The organism is Cyclobacterium sp. 10D3-21 (assembly GCF_055809755.1).
Window position 1 is genome coordinate 5,213,762 of sequence record NZ_CM147924.1, and the last position, 23,078, is coordinate 5,236,839.

General features: G+C 38.5%; 21 protein-coding genes and 1 tRNA gene. 4 read left to right on the forward strand and 18 right to left on the reverse strand.

All coding sequences use genetic code 11. The features are described 5' to 3' along the window. The first annotated feature begins 626 nt into the window (after positions 1-626). Positions 627-1,664, forward strand: a complete 1,038-nt coding sequence (locus tag AC0L7T_RS20065; RefSeq protein WP_473337872.1) for a class I SAM-dependent methyltransferase — start codon at positions 627-629, stop codon at positions 1,662-1,664. A 326-nt stretch (positions 1,665-1,990) separates the two neighbouring features. On the opposite strand, the gene AC0L7T_RS20070 is transcribed toward AC0L7T_RS20065, so the two are convergent. From AC0L7T_RS20070 to AC0L7T_RS20095, 6 genes are all read right to left on the reverse strand, one after another. Then, positions 1,991-3,184 (reverse strand): glycoside hydrolase family 26 protein, encoded by a 1,194-nt coding sequence (locus AC0L7T_RS20070; protein ID WP_473337874.1) that lies wholly within the window; start codon positions 3,182-3,184, stop codon positions 1,991-1,993. Between the two features lie 87 nt (positions 3,185-3,271). Next, positions 3,272-4,228: a hypothetical protein gene (locus AC0L7T_RS20075; protein ID WP_473337876.1), complete on the reverse strand. Its 957-nt coding sequence runs from the start codon at positions 4,226-4,228 to the stop codon at positions 3,272-3,274. Between the two features lie 25 nt (positions 4,229-4,253). Continuing rightward, positions 4,254-5,747, reverse strand: coding sequence for a RagB/SusD family nutrient uptake outer membrane protein (locus AC0L7T_RS20080; protein WP_473337878.1), 1,494 nt, complete (start codon positions 5,745-5,747; stop codon positions 4,254-4,256). Positions 5,748-5,759: 12 nt separating this feature from the next. Continuing rightward, complete coding sequence (locus AC0L7T_RS20085; RefSeq protein ID WP_473337880.1) at positions 5,760-9,152, reverse strand: SusC/RagA family TonB-linked outer membrane protein; 3,393 nt, start codon at positions 9,150-9,152, stop codon at positions 5,760-5,762. Between the two features lie 108 nt (positions 9,153-9,260). Further along, entirely contained in the window at positions 9,261-10,298 is a 1,038-nt protein-coding gene (locus AC0L7T_RS20090; protein WP_473337882.1) for a FecR family protein, read from the reverse strand. A 146-nt stretch (positions 10,299-10,444) separates the two neighbouring features. Continuing rightward, a complete protein-coding gene (locus AC0L7T_RS20095) occupies positions 10,445-11,053 on the reverse strand; it encodes an RNA polymerase sigma factor (protein ID WP_473337884.1) in 609 nt (202 codons plus the stop codon). 540 nt (positions 11,054-11,593) lie between these two features. Here AC0L7T_RS20095 and AC0L7T_RS20100 point away from each other — a divergent pair. Then, positions 11,594-12,766, forward strand: a complete 1,173-nt coding sequence (locus AC0L7T_RS20100) for a PQQ-dependent sugar dehydrogenase (protein ID WP_473337885.1) — start codon at positions 11,594-11,596, stop codon at positions 12,764-12,766. A gap of 266 nt (positions 12,767-13,032) precedes the next feature. On the opposite strand, the gene AC0L7T_RS20105 is transcribed toward AC0L7T_RS20100, so the two are convergent. The 12 genes from AC0L7T_RS20105 to AC0L7T_RS20160 form a co-directional block, all read right to left on the reverse strand. Further along, on the reverse strand, positions 13,033-13,401 hold the full coding sequence (locus tag AC0L7T_RS20105; protein ID WP_473337887.1) for a hypothetical protein: 369 nt from the start codon (positions 13,399-13,401) through the stop codon (positions 13,033-13,035). A gap of 255 nt (positions 13,402-13,656) precedes the next feature. Next, the gene (locus tag AC0L7T_RS20110; RefSeq protein ID WP_473337891.1) at positions 13,657-13,962 is read right to left on the reverse strand and encodes a type II toxin-antitoxin system RelE/ParE family toxin; all 306 of its coding nucleotides are present in this window, start codon (positions 13,960-13,962) and stop codon (positions 13,657-13,659) included. Continuing rightward, positions 13,959-14,186, reverse strand: a complete 228-nt coding sequence (locus AC0L7T_RS20115; RefSeq protein ID WP_473337893.1) for a hypothetical protein — start codon at positions 14,184-14,186, stop codon at positions 13,959-13,961. Before AC0L7T_RS20115 ends, AC0L7T_RS20110 begins: the two co-directional genes overlap by 4 nt. A gap of 404 nt (positions 14,187-14,590) precedes the next feature. Further along, positions 14,591-14,983, reverse strand: a complete 393-nt coding sequence (locus tag AC0L7T_RS20120; RefSeq protein WP_473337895.1) for a hypothetical protein — start codon at positions 14,981-14,983, stop codon at positions 14,591-14,593. Between the two features lie 427 nt (positions 14,984-15,410). Beyond that, positions 15,411-15,497, reverse strand: a tRNA-Ser gene (locus tag AC0L7T_RS20125). Positions 15,498-15,656: 159 nt separating this feature from the next. Continuing rightward, positions 15,657-16,733 carry an asparaginase gene (locus tag AC0L7T_RS20130; RefSeq protein ID WP_473337897.1) on the reverse strand — a complete coding sequence of 359 codons (1,077 nt, stop codon included), beginning with the start codon at positions 16,731-16,733 and terminating at the stop codon, positions 15,657-15,659. Then, on the reverse strand, positions 16,723-17,505 hold the full coding sequence (locus AC0L7T_RS20135) for a TatD family hydrolase (RefSeq protein WP_473337899.1): 783 nt from the start codon (positions 17,503-17,505) through the stop codon (positions 16,723-16,725). The genes AC0L7T_RS20130 and AC0L7T_RS20135 overlap by 11 nt, the downstream gene beginning before the upstream one ends. Next, complete coding sequence (locus AC0L7T_RS20140) at positions 17,502-18,602, reverse strand: glycosyltransferase (RefSeq protein ID WP_473337900.1); 1,101 nt, start codon at positions 18,600-18,602, stop codon at positions 17,502-17,504. The genes AC0L7T_RS20135 and AC0L7T_RS20140 overlap by 4 nt, the downstream gene beginning before the upstream one ends. Positions 18,603-18,605: 3 nt before the next feature. After that, positions 18,606-19,232: a polysaccharide deacetylase family protein gene (locus AC0L7T_RS20145; protein ID WP_473337901.1), complete on the reverse strand. Its 627-nt coding sequence runs from the start codon at positions 19,230-19,232 to the stop codon at positions 18,606-18,608. 1 nt (position 19,233) lies between these two features. Continuing rightward, complete coding sequence (locus AC0L7T_RS20150) at positions 19,234-20,451, reverse strand: GAF domain-containing SpoIIE family protein phosphatase (protein ID WP_473337902.1); 1,218 nt, start codon at positions 20,449-20,451, stop codon at positions 19,234-19,236. A gap of 1 nt (position 20,452) precedes the next feature. Continuing rightward, positions 20,453-20,704 (reverse strand): hypothetical protein, encoded by a 252-nt coding sequence (locus AC0L7T_RS20155; protein WP_473337904.1) that lies wholly within the window; start codon positions 20,702-20,704, stop codon positions 20,453-20,455. Positions 20,705-20,747: 43 nt separating this feature from the next. Continuing rightward, positions 20,748-21,878: a glycosyltransferase gene (locus tag AC0L7T_RS20160; RefSeq protein ID WP_473337906.1), complete on the reverse strand. Its 1,131-nt coding sequence runs from the start codon at positions 21,876-21,878 to the stop codon at positions 20,748-20,750. Positions 21,879-21,915: 37 nt separating this feature from the next. On the opposite strand from AC0L7T_RS20160, the gene ruvC reads away from it, so the two are divergent. Both ruvC and AC0L7T_RS20170 read left to right on the forward strand, forming a co-directional pair. Then, entirely contained in the window at positions 21,916-22,491 is a 576-nt protein-coding gene (gene ruvC / locus AC0L7T_RS20165) for a crossover junction endodeoxyribonuclease RuvC (protein ID WP_473337908.1), read from the forward strand. Between the two features lie 69 nt (positions 22,492-22,560). Beyond that, the gene (locus tag AC0L7T_RS20170; protein WP_473337909.1) at positions 22,561-22,977 is read left to right on the forward strand and encodes a nucleotidyltransferase substrate binding protein; all 417 of its coding nucleotides are present in this window, start codon (positions 22,561-22,563) and stop codon (positions 22,975-22,977) included. Positions 22,978-23,078 lie beyond the last annotated feature (101 nt).

Below are 23,078 nucleotides of genomic sequence, written 5' to 3' on the forward strand. Positions count from 1 at the left end.
TATGCTACAATATAGGTAAAAAAAAAATTAAATAGGTGAACTTTCTCTAAAATAGCTGAAATACGTTATTAGACGGCAATTAAACACTTAAAAACTTAGTCTTAAAAAGACTTAACACCTCTAAAAGTCAATTAAAATTGAATTCATCTAATTATAAATCAACCCTTTGATGATAGAAAATCGCCAATAAATGTCAATTTTTATAGGCATTATTTCTTCATTAAAAACGATGAAATATTTAAAAACACGACAATAGAATTACTATAAAAGTGTTTTTCCCCTAGCTCTTTCTCAAAGCTTTGATGAAAAAAATCTTTAGCAATTCTAAAAGATTCATTGTTTTAACTCAGTTTTGATCCATCCCTTTTCCTGGAAGTCTATTATTAAAAATTAGATGAAAAATACTACTCTTTTTCCACCCCAAAATCATTTATGAGGAACGTTAATCATAATCAACCTAAAATTTCATTTACTTTCTTACAAAAAAGTGTTTCAGAATTTCAATTACATAGCCTGAAATAGATCACTTTTCAGGTTTTGCCTTCATCCCAAAAATCAGAACCGACATTAATATTTTATGGAAACATCCATTAATTTCAGCAAACGTATGACATACTAGTCAATGAATGACAGTACTCAAAACGATTCACTTCTTAACCGATTCCTATTTTACCAATATTGTAGTCGATTTTTTTTATTCTACTTTTGTAACTTCTCCAAATTTGATCCTTAAATATCGAATGCTTAATTCTAAGACAACATGTGAAATTTGCCAGGCAAGCGATTTTTCTTCAATTGAGGCCAAAGAACGAATGTTTGGAACTAATGATACTTTTGTTTACACAGAATGTAATTCCTGTAAATCACTGTTTTTAATGCCCCCCCCTTCGGACCTAGGTAAATACTACCCTGACAATTATTATTCTTTCGGTACATTTAATACAAGTAACCTTTTGTTAGGGCTAATGAAAAAACTAAGGTACAAAGCCTTTACCCTTGGCCTTTCCATAATGCCTCCCATTTATTTCGATTGGCTTTCCCCACTTAAATTAAGCCAAAATAGTAAAATAGCTGATATTGGCTGTGGCAATGGGCAACTTTTGGCAGAACTGTCCTATTGTGGATTTCATAATCTTGATGGATACGATCCTTTTGTAGAAGTCCCTTACACTTCTAATAGGTTCTCCATTATCAAAAAAGATTTTTTTGATATTGAGAAAAAGTATGATCTTGTAATGTTTCACCATTCTTTTGAGCATTTACCTAACCCTGTAGCTGTTTTTGAACACCTGGTAAAAATTTTAAACCCAGGTGGAGAAGTATTGATCAGAGTACCTGTTACTGACGGTCAGGTATGGAAAGAGGAAAAAGAATTCTGGTTTCAGTTAGACGCACCCCGGCATTTATTTATTCCTAATACAAAATCCATGCAGATCTTGGGAGAAAGGTTTGGTCTGGAACTTTTCAACACCACATTTGACAGCATGGACAGTCAATTTTGGGGGACAGCTCTTTATAAGAAAGGAAAACCCTTGATGGGGTCAAATATCGAAGAAGAGTTTAGCAAAGAAGAACTGGCTGAATTTAGAAAAAAAGCCCTTCAATACAATAAGGAAAAAATTGGCGACCAAGCTTGTTTTTATTTCCGGAAGAAAGAGGGCTGAAAGATTAAGATCCATTGATACAAGGACAAAGGGTTGGATTAAAATAAAAACCAATAAAACCCTCAATGAACAACCCTTTTAATAGAGACTGAGCGAGGAAAGGCTGTGGAATCCCCTCCTAGCTGAAAAATCTCTTGACTCCCAAAACTCCACCACCTAAAGGCCTCCCTATCACAATTTTGATAGCGCAATTGGACAGCACTTTAACTTGTACATTTCTTTAATAATGACGCAACATGAAAAAACCTGAGGAGATTTCTCCACAGGTTTTTTCATTAAATCTCAAATCGATCTTCTAATTGTTATTCCAAGAGGAAAACACTCTGTCAGTTAACTGTGATGTTCTCAGCCATGGTATACATGTCAGGTAAGTCCTTGCTGAATAAAGTAAATGAACTATTGTAAAACTCCTTAAAGTCAGCGGCAGAGCTGTGCTGTACCCATGGTCCATAATAATGGTACCCCTGTTGGGTTGGATCGTACTTGTTCCTCCACATGACCACCATTGAGATGTCTTTGCCTATAATGGGGGTCAGCATCTCTTTGGTCCAGTATTTTGAATATTCATTTCCTGAACCATCCCGAACACCTTCTATTCCTGTTTCTGTAATCCCCACAGGCTTCATCTTTAGCTTACCCAGGCTTTCAAGGTTGGACACATTGGTAGCCAGAGATGCAGTATTCGTTCCATGATAACTGTCCATCCCAATAAAGTCAACATAATCATCTCCAGGCCATCGGTAAAGTAGTCTGTCCATTGTGGATGGACTGTCTAATTGAGGAGAAATCGCAAATATTAGGTTGTGCACTCCTTTGTCCTGAATGAGGTAATCAACCGTAAACTTCCAAAAAACGATGAACTCATCCTGGGTAGTAGCACTACTCCCCCACCAGGACCAGGTCTGTGTATGTTCATGGTAAGGCCTGAATATAATTGGAATCAGGTCACCTTCTTCGTCTTTTAATTCAAGCATAAACGCAGCAAGCCTATCAAGCCAGCCTTTGTATTTTGCATTTGTGGCACTGCCTTCGGTCAAAATTTCCTTTACCACCTTATTGCTGGAATTGTCCCATGAATCCCCACCAGTCAAAGGATTATTGAGGTGAGCACAAGCCGTTATAACTTCCCCCCTACTTCTTGCCTCAAGAATCGTTCTTTTACGGTCGTCGTTCAAGTCGTTTGTTGCATGTCTATCATCCATGATTTGTGCAAAATCCAAACTATAAACCCCAGGGAAATCCCCAACTATTTCTTTGGTGTCAGATCCTCCTGAATCCGTATACCACATCCTTCCATATAACAAATCATCATGGTGCCCAAACATAAACCCTTTAGATTGGAGTGCCCAAAGATTTGAATACAGTGCTTTTGTTTTCTCGGTAGCATTTTTATCTACCAGTGATAATTTCACCTTCTCCGGTGGTTTTGTTCCCGGTTGTTTGATTACTGGATTCTCTACAGAAGTACAACCAGTATTCAAAAAAAAGGGTATAATTAAGAATATTTTCGGTAATTTCATTTCAAACAAATTATCAGTTTACTTAAAGATTACTAGTCCAGAAGAAAAGGTTAAAACATAAATTGGGCTTTAAAACCTATTGTATTATTAATCGACTTTCTCCAAATCAATCCAATACCTTCTGGGACGTTTAGCAAACTTATCGTAATCACTATAAATGCTATTCCAATCATCTGTACCATTCAAATTAAAAGCAAGTGCATAATTTTCTACCGTTTTTGATTTCCCATTTCCTAAATCTTCTGTGACAGCGCCTTCAATAAATTGCCCAGTTGTAGTTTTCCCATCCGTAAAAGTGAATGTAACCATTCCGGTAGCATAATTTCGCGCCCACGTACCCTCTCCTTTAGGGATTTTCCTGTAAAAATCGTTCAAGTCAGTCCCGGGATAATTGCCAAATGCTACTTGTTGAAAATCGGCATACTTATTATCCGCTCCTGCATCATTTGTAATTTTCCCGAAGCTGTTCCCATCATCAGTGAAGCCCTCTAGGGTTAGGGTTATGGTATTGTCAAGCTCCGCTTCAGGGCCTCCTGAAGGCAACCATACCCATGGTTTATTGGTCATCGCGACGACTCCTCCACCACCATATTCTGGACCAGTACCACCATAAACAATCAGGTTGCTGACAGTATAGGTTCCAAGAATCGTTTCTTCAAAAGGTTCAGCTATCACTGTATAGACCCTGGATTTCCCTGTTGGTGAATTTACTGTAATGGTACTGCTGTTGCTTTCATTTTCAAAGTTTAAGGTTTCCCCTGACTTTGCTGATGCTTCAGCACCAAAAGAAAGCACCAAAGAGCTAATTTTAACACTGCTTAAATTCGGAACAGCTCCAGTGTTAATTCCCAACATAATGGTGCCTGTCTGATCATCTACCCGGATTATTTGTTCTTTCCCTACCTGATTTTCAAATTTGATGGTCAGAATGCTTCTTTCATTGTTCCAGTTGCCTTCTTCAAACTCATCAAAAGGATTCTTCACGCAGGAAAGCTGGGTGAACACTATCACCAGTAGAAATATTTTACTTATATATAGTTTCATGGTATAAGACATTTTGGGTAAAATTTTACAGGGCTTGATTCAAGTCAATTTCAATTTGTGGCAGTGGATAAAAGGCCACTTCCTCATCCGACAATTCAGCAGCTTCATCAATCAATTTGTTGACCCTGTTGAACCTACGCAAATCATACATCCTGTTGCCTTCATACATCAGTTCCCAGCTGCGCTCATTCCACACTGCTTCCCTAAAGTCTTCATTGGAAAGTCCAGGGATTAAGTCTCCTAGACCAGCCCTGTTTCGAATAAAATTAATCATTTCATACGCTTTCGCATTTGGACCTGCAGCTTCTGCATAAATCATGGCTACATCAGAGAATCTAATCAAAAAAGGTTTGGTGCTTGTCTTGTCCTGGATATAATGGGGGTCTACATATTTTCTGGTAAATCGGTATGGAATACCCCCTGGAAATGTAGCGATCTCCTCTCCAGATTTATCGTAAACAACAGAAATCAGCAGTTCACTTCCACGCTTATCAGAATCATCAAAGGTTTCATAAAATGACTCTTTGGTCTGAAAAACGCTCCATCCATCGTGGGATTCTGTAAAGGTTCCATTGCCGTTGTCCAAATAAATGGCCGATCCGGCGATATAAGGAATGAAAAGTTTGGAAATTTTAGAGTAATCCCCTTCTATGGTCCCACTTCTGTCCATCGACATTAAGAAGATGTGCTCGGGGCCTCTAGGCTGATCCACATCATAGATATCCAATAAATTGTCATCAAAGGCATAAGTATTCTGATTACTAATCACCTCATTGGCAAAATAGGCAGCACTGTCATACATGGTATTGACCTCTCTACGACTACTATTGTATTGAGGAACATTATGATCCTTAGAAGAGGCCATGTGTAAGTAAACCTTTGCTACCAAGGATTGGGCAGCAACTTTATCGGCTCTGCCTGTGGCCCTGTTCACCTCCAATAATTCAATCGCTTTTTTGCAATCTGCTAATATAAGGTCATACACCTGATCCAAATCGGTGGCCAATGGAGCCGAGGTTTGGTCAAGGGTACCCACAAAAGAAGTATGCATGGGCACTTTACCAAAATTCCGAACCAGATTAAAATAACTCCATGCCCTTAAGAAATGTGCTTCCCCCAGGTATTTACCTTTGGCCGATTCTTCGATTGTTGAATTTGGAATTACGTCCAGTATAGCGTTGGTTCTATTGATAGCGATATAGGCATATTTGAAGAAATTCACCAAACTTCTGTTGGTCGAGAAATTGGCAACCTTCCAGTTACTCAAATCTTGCGCATCTGCACCTTCATCCGCTTTAGGGTTGCATTCGTCAGAAGGCATGTCGCCAAGTAGAAACACGGTTCGAGAATACTCTAAGAAGGTTAACGCATCATAAGCGTAGGTTATAGCAGCTTCTGCATCTTCAACTGTATTGTAAAAATTATCTTCTGAATAGAATCCATAAGGTTCTTCACTTAGGTCGCATGCATTGATCGTAAGCAGACCAAAAAGAAGGAATATATATTTTTGAAATTTCATGAGTGAGTTCTTTTAAAATGTCAAATTCAAACCAGCAGTCCATTGTCTTAATCGAGGATAACCTCCCCAATACCTACCATCTGTCCCTACTTCAGGGTCATATCCATTGAATTTGGAGAAGGTAAAGAGATTGGATGCATTCATAGAAATTCGAAGACGCATCGATTTAGGTAGGTCAAAATTATACCCCATGTTTAGGTTTTGAATCCTTACAAAAGAGCCATCTTCTATCCACCAATCCGAGAATTTCACCTGTCTCCCGTCTTTCAAACTGGGATACATATCGGTAGGATTGTCCGGAGTCCATCTAAATGGTGTAATACTGGGCTGGTCAAAGGCGTGGGTATTTAAGACATCATTGCCAAAAACGCCATTAAGAAATATACTTATATCAAATTTCTTGTAAGTCAAGGCCAGGTTTAAACTGGCAAGGAAATCAGGATTAGGGTTACCAATGATCGTTCGGTCGTTTTCATCCACTGCTCCATCACCATTGATGTCCACATATTTGAATTCTCCAGGCTGGGCAAGGTCACCGTCCAAGCCTGCAAGTACACCTTCCTCTAGCGATTGAATTATGCCATCCACTTTGTAGCCATAAAAAACATTTACAGGTTGGCCTACCGCCAATAGATTTGGAAACCCCCTGAACTGTTCAATACTATTGCCTGAATATTGGAACTGCATCCCTGTATTTGGGTCAGTAATAAGTCCAGATTCCTGTGGGTTCCCGAGACTTGTCACTTCATTTCTGTTTTGGAAATAGATCAGGGTAGCATTCAAATTGAAATCTTTGGTTTGAATCAAATCACTCCCAACGGTTAGCTCAATTCCTTTATTGATAATAGAACCATTGTTGATCCACATCCTGTCGTATCCTGAAGAAAGCGCCAGTATTCTTTCCTGTAATAAATCATCGGTATTTTTCTGATAATAATCAAAAGTGACATTTAATTTATTGTCAAAAAGTGAGAAATCAACCCCCGCATCAATCTGGGCAGTGGTTTCCCATTTTAGGTCTGGATTAGGTATACCGCCCCACAACACTTCAATTCCTGACTGTCCGGTACGACCTACTTCAATTCCGGGACCTATCGAAGTGATCCAATTCCCATTGTTGTAATAATTACTAACACCATATCTGCTAAGGGTTTGATAAGGCGATATCCCCTGATTCCCTGAAATACCATAACTTAGCCTGAATTTCAGTTGATCAAATACATTCATTTCCCTCACAAATCCCTCTTCATGGGCTTTCCAGCTTAGGGCTCCTGAAGGGAAAAATGCCCACTTATTGTTCTGTCCAAATTTGGAAGATCCATCCGCTCTGGAAGTGAATGTCATTAAGTATTTTTCGTCAAAGGTATAATTGAACCTAAAGATCCCAGAAACCAGTTCTGAAGCGACCAATCCATTGCTTACTTTATTAAGCTCCAAATTTCCTGCACCCAAATTCTCATTGTTTAAGGTTTCATTGACAAAGTCAAATGCACCAAGATTGGAAGTTCTGGATTCATCATTTTGATAGGAATAGCCTAAAGTTGAACCAAAGTCATGCTTTCCGAAAACTTTTCTGTAATTGGCAAAAGTTTCGCTGACAACAGTGCTTCCCTGCCAGTTGTTGATATAAGCAGCTCCGTTGTTAAATTCACCTGGTTGGGTATAGCGTTTAGGCTGGTAAACGTCATTGATACTTGAACCATATTTGAAGTTTAACCGGGAATTAATTGTAACGGAAGGAATAACTTCCCATTCAACATCCAGAAAGGAGAGTAAATCAAGCGTTTTGGATTCATTCTTTCGGTTTTTGGTGATTGCTACCGGATGATCAAAATCCATACTATTTAGAAGATAATAATCACCGGTTTCATCATAAACGGGCCATATAGGACTTCTCCAAAAAGCCAATCCTCCATTGGCATTTCTTTTGCCTTTGGTCAGTATATTTGAAAAAGTGATTTTCAGGTTATCCAGAACACGGTGGCTAATGCTAAAATTTGTATTGATTTTAGAATAATCATCTTCAATCTGAACCCCTTTGTCTGTAAAATAGGATGCGCTAAGGTTAAAATTGGTTCTGTCATTGCTACTGGCAACAGAAAAAGTAGTATTGTTTGAGATAGGCGCATCCCTGAATACGATTTGGTCCCATTGGGTATTGTGAGGCCATTCTCCGTTTGAGAGTTCTTCTATAGATGGGTAGTATATACCTGATGGAGAAACTTCACCAATAAAAATTGGTTCAAATCCACCATTTGCTCTTCCTTCATTGTGCAGCTCTGCCAATAAAGTAGGGTCTCTCCAAAGGTTAAGTTCTGAAGTGAACTCAGAAATGGTCATTTGTTGCCGAATACCAAAAGTTGTTTCACCTTGCTTCGCTTTTTTTGTAGTGATAATGATCACTCCATTGGCACCTCTTGATCCATAAATAGCTGAAGCAGAAGCATCTTTTAATACTTCAACAGATGCTATATCTGACGGGTTTATTTGTTTCAATTCTCCAGCGTCGCCAAGTGGAAATCCATTGACCACTACCAAAGGTGAGTTTGATCCTCTAAGTGAACTTCCTCCACGAATTCTCACTGTAGATCCAGCCCCTGGGTCTTGGGATGGGTTGATGATTTGCAAACCTGCTGCACGGCCCTGAAGTACTCTCTCTACTGAATTGGCGGGAATATCCCTAACCTCTTCCATCTCCACCTGAGCTACAGAACCAGTAAGGTCCGCTTTTTTCACCACACCATACCCTATCACAACTACTTCATCCAGGCTTTGCATGTCTTCCTGAAGGACAATATTCAGTATTGAACGATTTGCAACTGGCACTTCCTGATTTAAATAGCCGATAAAGGAAACCACTAAAATGGCACCCTCTTCAGGTACATTTAGCGAAAATTTACCATCTAAATCTGTGACTGTGCCAACGCTGGTTCCTTTTAGGATTACTGTTGCCCCAGGAATGGTTTTACCGTCAGTTGAGGTTACAGTACCCACTATTGAGACTTCTTTGATCGATATTTCGATGTTATTCCCCGTAGTAGCTGTGGAACTTACACTGATGATATTGTTAATCTGCTTAAATTTCACTTTGTTTTCTTTTGCGATTTGGAGCAAAAGATCCTCCATTGTGAGGGTTTGTTTGACAAGTGAAAATCGTTTTTCCAGAAATGAATCCTTTCTGTCATATACAAACACGAATGGTGTTTTCTCTTCCAACTTGGAAAAGAGTTGGCTAAGTTTTTCATCTTCAAAGCCAATGCTAACTTGAACATCTTTTACACTCTTTATATTTTGTGCATTTATTTCGGTTGCTAAAAGCACATTTATAAATAAAATCTGCAAAAGAAGACCAAATACTGAATAGGTCATTCCCATGAGTAGTAGTTTTAGTACTCGTTTTTTCATAAATTTGTTAGGTTTATTGTTACATTATTAAGGGCAATGAATCGTAATACGCCGTATTGATTGGCAGATCAATACGGTTTTTTCATATTAAGTTTTGTTAATCTGTCATCATCTAAATATTAGGGTGAGCTTTTTTTCCTTTAATTCGTATTTGAATTCTTTATTATAGGAGGTTGCATCCAGGACATTGGTTAAATATTCATTTTCAAATGTCCCTACCAAATTCCAGTCATTTTGAGGAATACCTTTTATTTCGACTGAAACACCATACCAGCGACTTATTTCTGTTACAAAATCTTCCAGGTTGTTGCTATCAAAAATGAGTTTTCCATTCTTCCAGGAAATGGCTTTATCAAACATTGCCCTGTGGTCCTCTCTGGTAAATTCGCGAAAAATACGTAACTGCTTTGAATAGGAAACTCCATGATCAGGTTGTACCTGTACGCCATTTTCACTCTGATCATCAGATACATTTATGGATCCTTCTAGAAGTGAAACATTAATTTCCTGTTGGTCTTTATAAGCATTGACATTAAACTTGGTACCCAGCACCTTGACCTGAACATTCTCAGCAATGACTTTAAAGGGACGTAAACTATCCCTTAAAACATCGAAAAAGGCTTCTCCTTCCAAATGCACGATTCTCAATGAATCCGGAAATATTTCAGGAAAGCTTATTTTACTGTCTGCATTTAACCAAACTTTAGACCCATCTGGCAATTGAACTTGGGACTTCTGACCTTTTGGGTTGTACTTTTCAATGGAGGTATTGGCCTTTTTAACTTCCTCTGGTGGAAAGAAATTTTCACGTTGTAGATAAACAATTGTGGCCGCTAACAGTAGTAAAATAGCCGCTGCAACTCTAACCCAATAAAACGGTCTGACGATAGGCTTGGGCTTATCTTTTATCGTTTCCTTACCTTTGGTTCCTAGGTATTGCTTCCACAACTTATCTTTCTGAAAGGCATGGCTGATCAGTTGAGGATCTTCGGTCCTCCTTTTCCAATATTTTTTAAGCTGATCAAATTGGTATTGATTGACGGGGCTTTCTTTGACCCAGTCCAAAACCTCATTTTTTTCAGTTTGGTTGGCTTTTCCTGCTAAATAGCTTAGCAACCTCAAGTTCATGTCTTTTTTTTCTTCCATTTAGGAATAGGTCCTACGTGTAGCAATAAAGACACTGAACTCGAAAAAATCCCGTAATGAAATAGTAAATAATTTTTAAAAAAGAGAACTAAAACACCTAACCAACTCATTACCAAATCGTTAATTTTTAAAAATTAATATCACACTTATAAAAAAATCGATAAAAACCTGCTTTTTGAAATTGACAAGTGGCCTTGGTGTTCATCGTAAAATTGTTTCAAGGCAGTTCTAAGGTTTTCGATGGCGAGCTTTAAATGAACTTCAACCGTTCTTTCAGAAATTTCAAGAATTTCAGCGACTTCACGGTAAGACATATGCTCATCTTTAATCATTTTAAAAACAAGTCTTCTCTTTGGCGGTAATTTTTGGATGACACTGTCAAGTTTTTCTCCCAAACTGGCATTGATTAAGGTTTTTTCCGGATCGGTACTCTCCGGAATCAAGTAATCGTTTATATCATCAATAGGTATATTATTGAGTAACTCTTTGGACTTTAATAAATTAAGTGATTTATTTTTAACCATCTTAAACAAGTAACCATCGAAGTTTTTGATGGTTAACAAGGATTCTCTTTTCTGAAATAGCTTTAAAAGGACCTCTGATACAATGTCCTCGGCAAGGTCATACCGAGGTAAATACAACAATGCCAGATTGATTAGCCTGGTATGGTAATGGTCAAAAAATTCTGAAAAAGCCCTTTCATCATTGTTTTCTACAATTAATGAAAGAAGGTGTTTTAATCTTATTGGGTTCATTGTAGTGTCAAATCTACAATATTTTAACAACTTCAAATCATTACTACCTAAAATTCCTTTTCTTATTTCAAATGAGGCTAATTAACTGACTTTTAGTATTTGCGAAGTTTAAGGGATTTGAGTATTGAGTTATTTTACCACCAAATGGGTATTTGAACCCAATAGGGAATAACCATTGTGCTACCTGCTAGAATCTTTTTCAAAAATAAACCGGTAAATCATTTGGTATAATTTTGACTAACCATTTCTAGCATAACAAGATTGAGAACGACACAGCCTATAGCCATAAGTTTAATCCATGAAATAGAGAAAAACCTAACCAAAGACCTTTATAAAAGGAACTAAATAGGTACATCATTGTTAAAAACATGAAATTGTTCCTGACAGCAATTCCATATTGATAAGAAAAAACCTTAAATTAATTTTTCTATGCTGGTATTGACTATAGTATTTATTTGAAATTCAGGGTCCAATTTTACATTCATTTCCATTCTGAAAAGGATTAACGCTTACTTTAACCATCACAACTATTAAATAATTATGAAAAAACAACTTAATATTTTTCTAGTCATGGCCTTGCTTTTTAGCACGGCTTGTACAAAGGAAACACAAGAAAAAACGGCTGAGCCAGAAGGCACTTTAACAATTGTTGAAGCCTTTCCAGAATTGTCATTTACCAGACCGGTTGATTTTCAGCATGCCGGAGACAAGTCTAATAAGCTTTTCGTAGTAGAACAGCGCGGTGTAATCTCCGTTTTTGAGAATGAGGAAAAAACTACAACCAAAGCAGCTTTTTTAACCATTGAGGACAAGGTGGAAGATTCCGACAATGAGGAAGGTTTACTAGGCCTGGCTTTTCATCCAGATTTTGAGAGCAATGGTTATTTCTACGTTAACTACACCGCTTCTAGTCCTGATCGTTCTGTAATTTCTCGTTTTAACCTTTCCTCCACAAATCCAAATGAGGCAGATCCATCCAGTGAACTGGTATTGCTCGAATATGAGCAGCCTTATGGCAACCACAATGGTGGTCAAATTTCATTTGGTCCGGACGGCTTCTTATATATAGGAGTTGGTGATGGTGGAAAAGGGGGTGACCCACATGGAAATGGTCAAGACCGAACTACTTTATTGGGGAATATTTTAAGAATAGATGTTGACCAACAGGATGGATCAAAGAATTATTCTATTCCAGAAGACAACCCATTTGTCGATAACACCGAAGGATTCAGGGAAGAGATTTATGCTTATGGATTGCGAAACCCTTGGAGATTTAGCTTTGATACTGCCACCGATCAATTGTGGGTAGCAGATGTAGGGCAAAACAGTTATGAAGAAATTGACATCGTCAAAAATGGTGGAAATTACGGTTGGAATACAATGGAAGGCTTTCATTGCTTCAAGGCAGATGAATGTGACCAGGAAAACCTTGAATTGCCAATAAGGGAATATGATCGGGATGAAGGAGACATTTCCATTACCGGCGGATTTGTATACCATGGAGAGGCCATAGAACAAATGCAGGGATTATATGTCTATGCAGATTACGTTTCTGGAAGAATTTGGAGCCTGGATTTCAGCGATCCTGAAAACCCTGTAAATACTGAATTGTTCAAAGCCGATTTTCCTATTTCCTCCTTCGGAGTAGACCAAAACCAGGAAATCTATATCTGTGGTTTTGATGACAAAATATATAAGTTTGGATTGGAGTAAAAAATGACAAACAAAAAGATGCCCGGCAAAATTGTCGGGCATCTTTTATTTATAGCGTTTACTAGAAGGCACCGGTTTTTGGAGGTGCATGGATATTGTCAGTAATATATTACAGGACTAATGAATGGATAGGGTTTATTATCCGTTTTATTACCTGTGTGGCTTTGGTTTAGAAAGTTGAAAACTTTCATCATTTTAGGTCTAAGTTACGCTTCGCTAAACTTAGACCAGTAAGGGGGAATAAGGCTTAATAATTAACCCTATGTTTACATATTCTTTGGTGGTATTCTCGTTTGAGAAGCTTTAGGTTTAGAGTGAACCTCTCCCTGTACATAAGGGGCAGAAATATCGCTTTGATTGCCAGAACCATTAGCGGGTATTGGATTTGTGTTAGGAACTGCTCTGACAGCATTGTACCTCTCCACTACATTCTTATTCCATTCTGCTTTTTTTCTTCCAGAGATTATTCCGAGTTTAAATGCGGTATTGTTGAAGCCAAGATGAGCATCTCGCAATGGTCTACCGAAGCGATCCAGGACCGATTTTTGAGCGGTTCCATTTTCAATGGAATCAATTACTTTTTTCACAGCGTATCCTACTAGTGCTGCACCAACTGCCTTGGTTATAAATTTCATTTTAATAGTCGTTTAGTGATACTTTCTGTGTAGAAATAATCATGCCATACTTAGCCTAAAGACAGTTGCAGTTATAAATTTATTCAGATGAGCTAACGTTTAAAGTTTGGCCTCAGTGTGTAGAATTAGATTAACAATCTGATGCAAAAACAGAAGTGTTTTCCATCCTATTGGTGCATCCAAATTATAGATTTGGGCTGGGGGTAGTTTGAAACAACGCTTAATGGAACGGTTTCCACTTTAGTTTAAAATAGGTTATCCTTTCATATTTTCTGGTGCCTGTCTTGTATCAAAAAAATCCATTATGTATATCGTCCTACCTTCTACAAGGTATATGATTTTAAAATAACCTTCTACCAACCTTCTATGTCCTTTTCCCAGATGCTCCAAGTATTCCTCATATTGGCCTGTATGCGGATCTGTAATCAGACTGTCTACCCTTTTCAGTAAATGTTTTCTAATCGCAACTACTTTTTCTAAAGGAACCTTTTGGACGATTAACAAAAAGTTTATGGATTCCTCTAGGCTTTCTAAAGATTGCTCAGTATAAACTATCCTCATTGATCTAACCTGCTATCCAGCTTCTTCTCGAACTCTTCCCTAGTATAAACTTTACCTGCTTTTATATCTTCTTCAGCTTTTAAAGCTCTTGACGTTAGTTTTTCCCTGAGGATAGGATTTAAACTGGACTTAACAAGCAAGGTCTTTATCTCCTCTAAAACATGAAGGTCATTTTCCTGCTCAATCAGCGTCCTTAATTCCTTTTTTATGTCTATTTTTCCCATGGTATCCATAAAGTTAACGATTTTTGAATTAGATTTAGTTTGCTTGATACTAACATTTTCAATGAATAAATGCTCGATTGAGACGGATGCATCCCTGTTACAGTATAATCAAATCATTACTTTGAACAGGCTGTTGTTTGAAAATACAACCAAATATCCTTAACTGATAGCAATTGAAAAATAGAACAAAATCACCAAAAATCCGCTTCAAGTAGACCTTTTATTCCCACGCAATTTCTTTCACTGGAATAAAGATAATTCTCAGACATGTCTACTATTCCCGCCCAATCCGAAAATTTATTCTCTTTCTGAGGCACCGCTCCATTAGATAGGAAGGTGTAGATGCAATCTACACCTAGTGGTGGATAATGATCAATTAATTTAATAAAACATCCCTAGTTAAATTATTTTGGATTAAATTTTATATTTATATAACTGTATATTTTCCCATCCTCAACATAAAGGATACTAAAATTTTTATCAAAAGGTACTATTATCATATCTAGACTATTTGAATCATTTGGATAATTTAAAATTCTGAAATCTTCAAATTGATTTGAAAAATGTAGCGAAGCTAGAGAATCAATTTCTTGATCACTTTTCAATTCCGTATTTTCTAAATCCTGAAGGAAATAGTTTATAACCAGTTCACTTTCGCTTACTGATTCTATTTCATCCTTATTTCTAATATTAAATACATATTTTATTAAGTCGTAATAAAAATATGAAAGATTAAAATAAATAATAGTCGAAACAATTAACCCAATCAATATCCCTATACCTACAAATTTTTTCATATTATTTGATTAAAGAATCAAAATAATCAATCTCACCGTTATAGTCCATTATATCTTTGGATTGAATATCAAATATTATGTCATATCCTCGAACTAGTCAAATTATTGTCCTGAACTGGGTGTGGTTTGCAAAACACCCAGATATCTTCAACCAATGGCAATTGAAAAATAGAACAAAATCACCAAAAATCCACTTCAAGTAGGCCTTCTTTTCTAACGTAATTATCCGCACTGGAATACAGGTGATTTTCAGACTTTTCAACTATCCCAACCCCAAAGTTCGCCCTCTTTCTGAAGGACCACTCCATTAGATAGGAAGGTGTAGATGCAATCTACACTTAGTGGGGCCAATTCTGCATCAAAAAACAAACCTATTGGGCACCCATAAAAAAGAAAAGCCAACTTTATTGCTAAAGTTGGCTTTTTGAAGAGAGGAAGGGATTCGAACCCTCGATACTCTCGCGAGTATACGCGCTTTCCAAGCGCGCTCCTTAAACCGCTCGGACACCTCTCTATGGAATTATTTCATTTCATTGAGGCGACAAAGAAAATTATAAAAATCAGTTCTTGCAAGTTATTTGACGCTTTATTCAAGAAAAAAACAGGGATTTTAAACAATATTTTATCAATCAAGCCTATTAGATTGATGGTCAACCCATTGCTAATTCCATCATTATTGGTTCAAAACTGACATTTCTCCCGCCAAAGGCATCATTAACTTGCGCTTGATTTCCGTTTCATCAGATTCGTTAGCCAAAAGGAACATCATCTTGGTAACCGCGGCCTCCGTAGTGATGTCTGCACCACTTAATACCCCTACCCTTTTGAGGTCCATACTGGTCTGGTATCTTCCTTGTATTACCCGGCCACCGTTGCATTGGGAAACATTTAAAATAAGAATTCCCCTATCAACTGCCGCTTCCATGGCTTTGATAAACCAACTCTCACTGGGACTGTTTCCTGACCCGTAAGTTTCTAAAATCACTCCTTTTAAACCTTTCATATTGAGGCAATGTTCGATTACCTGAGCGGTAATCCCAGGAAACAATTTCAGCACCATCACACTATTGTCAAGCTTGTTGAGGTACCGGAGTTTTTTACCTTCCTCATAAGGCCGGATGGCGGCATAGTTATAATCTATGATAATGCCTGATTCAGCAAGCGGAGGATAATTTTCTGACTCAAAAGCATCAAAGTGAACACTTTGCACTTTTTTGGCTCTGTTGCCTCGAATAAGGAGGTGGTTAAAGAAAATGCAAACCTCAGGAACGATCGGTTTTCCATTGGCTTTGGAAATGGCAATTTCCAAGGAAGTCATTAAATTTTCCCGTGCATCAGAACGCATCGCACTAATCGGAAGTTGGGCACCGGTGAAAATCACAGGCTTATTTAAGCCCTTAAGCATAAAGCTAAGCATAGAGGCACTGTAAGCCATGGTGTCCGTACCGTGCAATACCACAAAGCCATCGTAGGTGTCGTAATTTTCGTAAATGATATAGGCCATGTCCACCCAATGGTTCAGGTTGATATTGGAGGAATCAATGGGCTCCGGAAAAGAAATCACCGTAATACTAATGTTCAGGTTATTCAGATTGGGAATCTTTTCAAGGATTTTACCAAAATTAAATGGCACCAATGCACCATCATCGTCATAAGCCATGCCCAAAGTACCCCCTGTATAAATAATCAATACAGAATGTTCAATTTCCTTTTTCGCTGCTGTGTTAAGCCTTACAATCTTATAATTCATCAGGGAGCAATTTGAAAACTTTTAATGCGTTCCTGTTTGTTATTTCTGAAATATCTGAAATACTTGTTCCCGTAAATTCCGCCATTTTTTCCGCAATATAGGGAATGTACTCAGGGGAATTCCTTTTGCCTCTAAAGGGCACAGGTGCAAGATAAGGGCTGTCTGTCTCCAAAACCAAATGATCAGGACCCAACTCCTTTAATACGGCTCCTACACCGCTATTTTTATACGTAAGTGTACCTCCAATACCCAGATAAAAGCCCATCTCTATGATTTTCCTGGCTTGTTCCACGGTTCCTGAAAAACAATGAAAAATACCGGTCAGGCTTTTATCACTTAATGGCGCTAGCAATTCAAGGGTTTCATCCAATGACTCCCTGCAATGTAAAATCAAAGGCAGCTGCTTCTCCTTGGCCCATTTAACATGAAGCTTTAGGGAAGTTTTTTGCTCTTCCAGATGGGTTTTGTCCCAGTGCAAATCTATGCCCGTCTCTCCTACTCCATAAAAGGTATGCTTATCCCACCACTTTTCCATTTCGGAAAGTGTCTTTTCGAAATCTTTGTCCACATCACAAGGATGCAAGCCCAACATTGGATAGCAAACACCGGGAAATTTTTGTTCAAGCGCAAGCATCCCTTCTATGGATTCCAGGTCTATATTGGGCATAAATATTTTATCAATGCCTGCCTCAAAAGATCGTTTAACTACCTCCTCTGCATCTTCACTAAATTTCCTACTGTATATATGTGCGTGTGTTTCAATAAATTTCATGAGTAATTTCGGTTTTTCCAGGTAAGGGCCACAGGGTAAAAGTAAAAAATTACCGTTGCCCAGCTTACCCACCAATTGTATATTTCAAAGTAAATTAAATCAAAAAACCTGATTTTGATCATTGTTTTACTGGCAAATGTGCTAATAAAAACGGACTGAAAGATAGTTTTAATCATCCAGAAAACCACAGTCCACAAGGGTATAAAATACAATCCAAGTATTAACCCGGCATAAAAAGCAACCTGAAGCCCTAGCAATAACTGCCAAATTAAGGGCAAGAGGAATGCTCCCCGCATCCAACGCTTTCTTTGCTGGAGTAAGTTCCACACTGTTTTTTCAGGCTTGGTTTTTACCAAAGATTCCTCGCTTACAATATGAATGGGCCGATAACCTTTTTCATAGAGGGCTATAGACATCGCAAGATCCTCTGTTACGTTCTTGGCCACTTTGCCAAATCCTCCTGAACTTAGATAGGCAGCACTTCCCATTGCCATGTTATTGCCCATGGCTGTAAGGGAGTAGCCTGCATCAGACACTACTTTAACTTTCCCCAAGGTCAGCCACCAATCCATGGCCTGCATCCTGGCAAATAGGCCATCACCTACCACCGTGGTAATGCCCGTCACTAGTCCGTAATCCTCTTTATATACCTTTGAAAAGGACTTGCACCATGTCGGTGGAACAATACAATCAGCGTCTGTAAAAACCAATAGCCCCGATTTTACCTGAGTAGCCATTTCTGCAAGCGCTAAGGCCTTTCCATTTTGCCCCTTTTCGGGTCTTTTCGAAAGTGGCACCAAAGAGCGGTTGGCTGCTTTGGAAGCCCATTGCTTTAAAATACCTGCGGTATCATCCTCGCTATGGTCATCAGCGACCAGAAACTTAATTTTTTCTGGCGGATAATCTATGTTTTCAAGAGCTTTGAGGCATTCTGGGAGGTTATTGGCTTCATTGCGACATGGAAGCAATACAGTAATAAAAGGCAAATCTTGTACATCATTGCTATAGTCTTTAAATCTGAACCGAACCAGAAAGGACAAGGCAGCATACAGCAGGGAAACCAGAATCACGATAAAAAGGGCTGCTTGACCTACCATGTCTTATAACAATGCCGTTTGAAATCCTTGAGCGGACAAATAGTCCAAATAATCTGGCAAAATCTTCTGAAGATTATTTTTGGATTTGTGCTGGTCATGAAACAAAACAATGGAACCGTTTTCTGTGTGCTCCTTAATTTTTTTCAGTGCTGCGCTGGAATTTAATCCACTTTTAAAATCCCATGAGATCAGGTCCCAAAGTACAATTTCATACTCTTGCATCAAATGCCGGGCAAAACGCTTGTTAATTTTCCCATAGGGTGGACGGAAAATTTTGGTTTCCAAACCAGTTTTCTCCAAAATGACTTTCCTGCATTGTTCCACATCCTCCAAATATATGGAAAGCGGTGTTTTCCCTGCCCGTAGGTGATGGTAGGTATGATTCCCAATGGCATGCCCTTCTTGAGCGATCTCAATGGCTAAATTAGGGTTTTTGAACACATTGTCCCCTACCATAAAAAATGTAGCCTTCATGCCACGTTCATCCAATAGTTTCAACACATAATCCGAGACCGAAGGCACCGGACCATCGTCAAAGGTCAGGTAAACTGTTTTTTGGTTGCGGTCTTTGTGCCAGGTATAGGAATTAAAAAGTTGTTGAATGATACCAGGAACTTTATAAAATAGCATATCAATTGAATTGAAGGCTGAGTAGGGTAATGTCATCTCTAACAGGAATCCCATCCGAAAACTTCTCAAAATCACTTAGAAAGCCTTCGTGAAAAAGCTCCGGACTAAAGGAAGGGTGTGCCGTTATGTAGTCTAAAAATCTTTCTTCACCAAACTCCTCTTCAATCGGGTTCAAGGCTTCTGTCAACCCATCGGTATAAAGGTGAAGCGTAAAATGGTCTAAATTTTCCCTTTCGCCCTGTTCCATAAAAGGCAATGTTTCGAATGCACCCAAAATGGTAGTGCCTGCTTCCAGCAACTCAGGAGAATTGCTTGCGCTGGTGCACAATACCGGAGGATTATGGCCGGCATTGACATAGCTTAGCTTCTTTTTACTATAAGAATAATGTCCAAGAAAAAAGGTGATAAACCTTTCCCCTTTTGTGGTATCAAAGATGGAAAAATTCAGTTGCTCAACAATTGTTTTTAAATCGGTTCCACTACGAAGAAGGGTTCGGAGGGCCGCTTGAAAATTGGACATCAACAGTGATGCGGGCATACCTTTCCCAGAAACATCCCCTACACAGAAATACACATCATCTTCAGACCTTTCAATCAAATCGTAGTAATCACCCCCTACAGAACTATGCGGAATATAGGTTACTTTCGCTTTTAGTTTATTATGATCAGGAAGCGTCGCAGGAAATAACATGCGTTGCACATTACTGGCAATCTCCATTTCCTTTCGGAAGCTCTCTTGTTCCAGTTGCTTTCTGGCAAAGCGCTTGTTCTCCAACGCCACCACTAGTATATTGGTCAATGCTTGGGTAAAATCCAAATCCAATCCAGCATCTCCGTCCTTTGTACTCATAAAGAGAATGGCCAGCATTTTATCTTTATGGTAAACGGGCACATAAATATTAACCTCCGTGAAGGAATATTCTTCGGAAAGGGAAAGGCTAAGTTTGCCCAGTTCCTTGTTCTCCTGCACATCTGCTTTCTGAATTTTCTCGGGCAGTTTTCCCTTAACCTGATGGGAAATTCTTCTTAGGAAAAATTGCCCTTGCTGGTTATAGACATAGAGCACCAGTGATTTGATATTCAAATGAACCAGACAGGTGAACTTAAAAATATTTAAAAGTACATTCTCATCTTTGTTCTCGTTGATGGCTTGTGTAATTTCCAGCAATGCCTTTAATTCCAGTTCTTTTCTCTGGTACTTAATTGTCTCTGCAGTCATTTTATAAGGTATTGTGAGTAAGCAGACCCTCTTTGGTAGCCAAATAATAGTAAGTCTTTGCTTTTTCCGTCAAAGGCAAGGGATCAAAAACCTCATTCTCAGGTGCTGAATAACATCTTAACCACCCTTTTTCGAGTAGTTGAGCTAAATTTCTCAACAATTTGTTGTCTTCCCATTCCAAACTGGATTTCAGGTACTGATAGGATTGAAGAAAATACAATTCATCCAAAAGATCAAATTCATCATTAGTCATTGTCGCCACACCTTTAAGTATAATGACAAAATTAAGGGATTCATTAAGTTTTCCTTCCTTTCCACGTATAATTTCCAAAAATCGCAAAAGGAAGAGCGCCTACCACCAACACTGGATATATCCATCCAGCCAAAAACCAGCTTAGATTAGAAAACTTTAATCCATAATGGTTCAAAACTTTCCCCAAGGTTTCTTTTTCAAATTTAACCCTGAAAGCCCAAAAGAGCAGCATGCCCAGAGTAAATTCCCAGGAAAGGAAAACCAAAGGAACACTTGTCAATAAAAGGAGACAAAAAACAGCCAACATTACCGCCGAGAGCAAGTGCCCATCCTCATTATGGGCATTCCATTTACTGGCCCACCTTGAGCGCTGGCGTATCCAATCAAGTGGACCTTTCAGGGCATACGTTTTCACCAATGTAAGAGGTGATAAGAGGTAATTCGTGGCTGAGGACCCAAATTTAGCACGTATCTTTTTAAGCAAAAATTCATCATCCCCTGAAGGAATATGGGCATTCCCTTCAAATCCCCCTACTGCGATAAAGGCTTCTTTTCGAAAAGCTAAATTGGCTCCACTACACATTAATGGATTGCCTTTTGCGAATGAAACCTGTGTCATTAGAATAAGACTGGCCCATTCTATTTGCTGAAAATCACTGAAAACTCCATTGCCAGATATAGTCATCACAGGGCCAGCCACCAATTGGATGGTAGGATCCTGAAATGGGGCTATTAATTGCTCCAACCAAGCTTTATTAATCCTAACATCAGCGTCTGTTGTCACAATAATAACTGATTTGCTGGCATGGATTCCTGTAGTTAGCGCCGCTTTCTTACCTATACCGTTGTTATTGATTAATTGCCAGTTGGGTAGGTTGTGATTGTCAATAAACTGCTTCACCATTTCAACGCCATTGTCCTCACTGTGGTCATCGATAAAGCATACATTTGCCAATGAAGGCAGGTTTTCAGACAAGTGGGGAAGCAATAGTCTTAGGTTTTCTTCCTCATTTCGGAACGGAACCATTAAAGTACAGTGACTTAGGAGACCTTGCCCAACTCCTACAAAACCCAATGGATCCTTGTCCTTGCTCTCCCAAATGCTGGTCAAATGCCTTAAGCCCCAAAAATAAGCTGTGGCAAATAAAAAATAGAGCATTCCTAGGACAAGCATTTAATGGGCATTTGAGGATTTGTGGTAAATTGCACCGATGAGTAAAATTGTAAAAAATCCAATCAAAGAAAAAATAATTTTGGGTATTGACCCAGGAACCTCAGTAATGGGGTATGGCTTAATTTTGGTACAAGGATCTAAATACAGCGTTATCGAGTTCGGTGTCATCCATCTCAAAAAATACAGTGACCATGCTTTGAAACTCAAAAAGATTTTTGAAAAGATAACGTATATTATAGAAACACATGGACCAGATTCCATGGCCTTGGAAGCCCCATTCTTTGGGCAAAATGTCCAGTCCATGCTCAAACTAGGCCGTGCGCAAGGTGTGGCCATGGCAGCAGCCTTGGCAAAGGAAGTTTCTATAACAGAATATTCTCCCAAGAAAGTAAAGCAGTCGGTAACAGGCAATGGCAATGCTTCAAAAGAGCAGGTGGCTGAAATGCTTAAATCATTATTAAACTTTGACGAAATCCCCAAATTACTAGATGCAACAGATGCATTGGCTGTGGCCTTATGTCATCATTTTCACGATGGTAGGATTCAGACCAAAGGGAGAAGTGGTGGCTGGAAATCTTTTTTAACTGAAAATCCTGACAGGATTAAAAAATAATTTTTCACCATTAAATTAGAATTCTAGTCCATAATTGATAAATTAGTAAAGAACTAAACCCATATAGCTATGAAAAAAACGGCATTGGAATGCGAACACTGTTTTACTAATTTTATCAGTCAATTGAATGAATTACGGGATCTAATTCAGGAAGGGAAGAGTCATGGTATGAATGATGCCATACGCGCCAAATTGATTGTAAGTTTTGAAAAATCCCATGATGCTGCTTTGGAAACCATAGCCTCCTATTTCAAAACGCAGGGCAAAGCACCTTTTTCCGGCTCTAGAGACATTACCGTGGAAGCTTTTCACGCTGATCTGATAGATGATGGACAAGGCTGGCTGGACATGATTATTCACAGAATCAAATACAACCCTCTCTATCCAGGTGATTATCTAGGATCACTTTCTGAAAACATTGTTAAAAAATACTTAGGGTTTTTGGAGGGTTTTGAAAGAAATATGGAGGAAAAACTAGATAGCTAAGAGGATTAAACACCTGCCCTAACCACTTTTATTTATTTATTTTCTGAAAGTTGTAGCATTACAACAAATAATTGCGTCTTGGCTGAGAAAAGTGACACAAA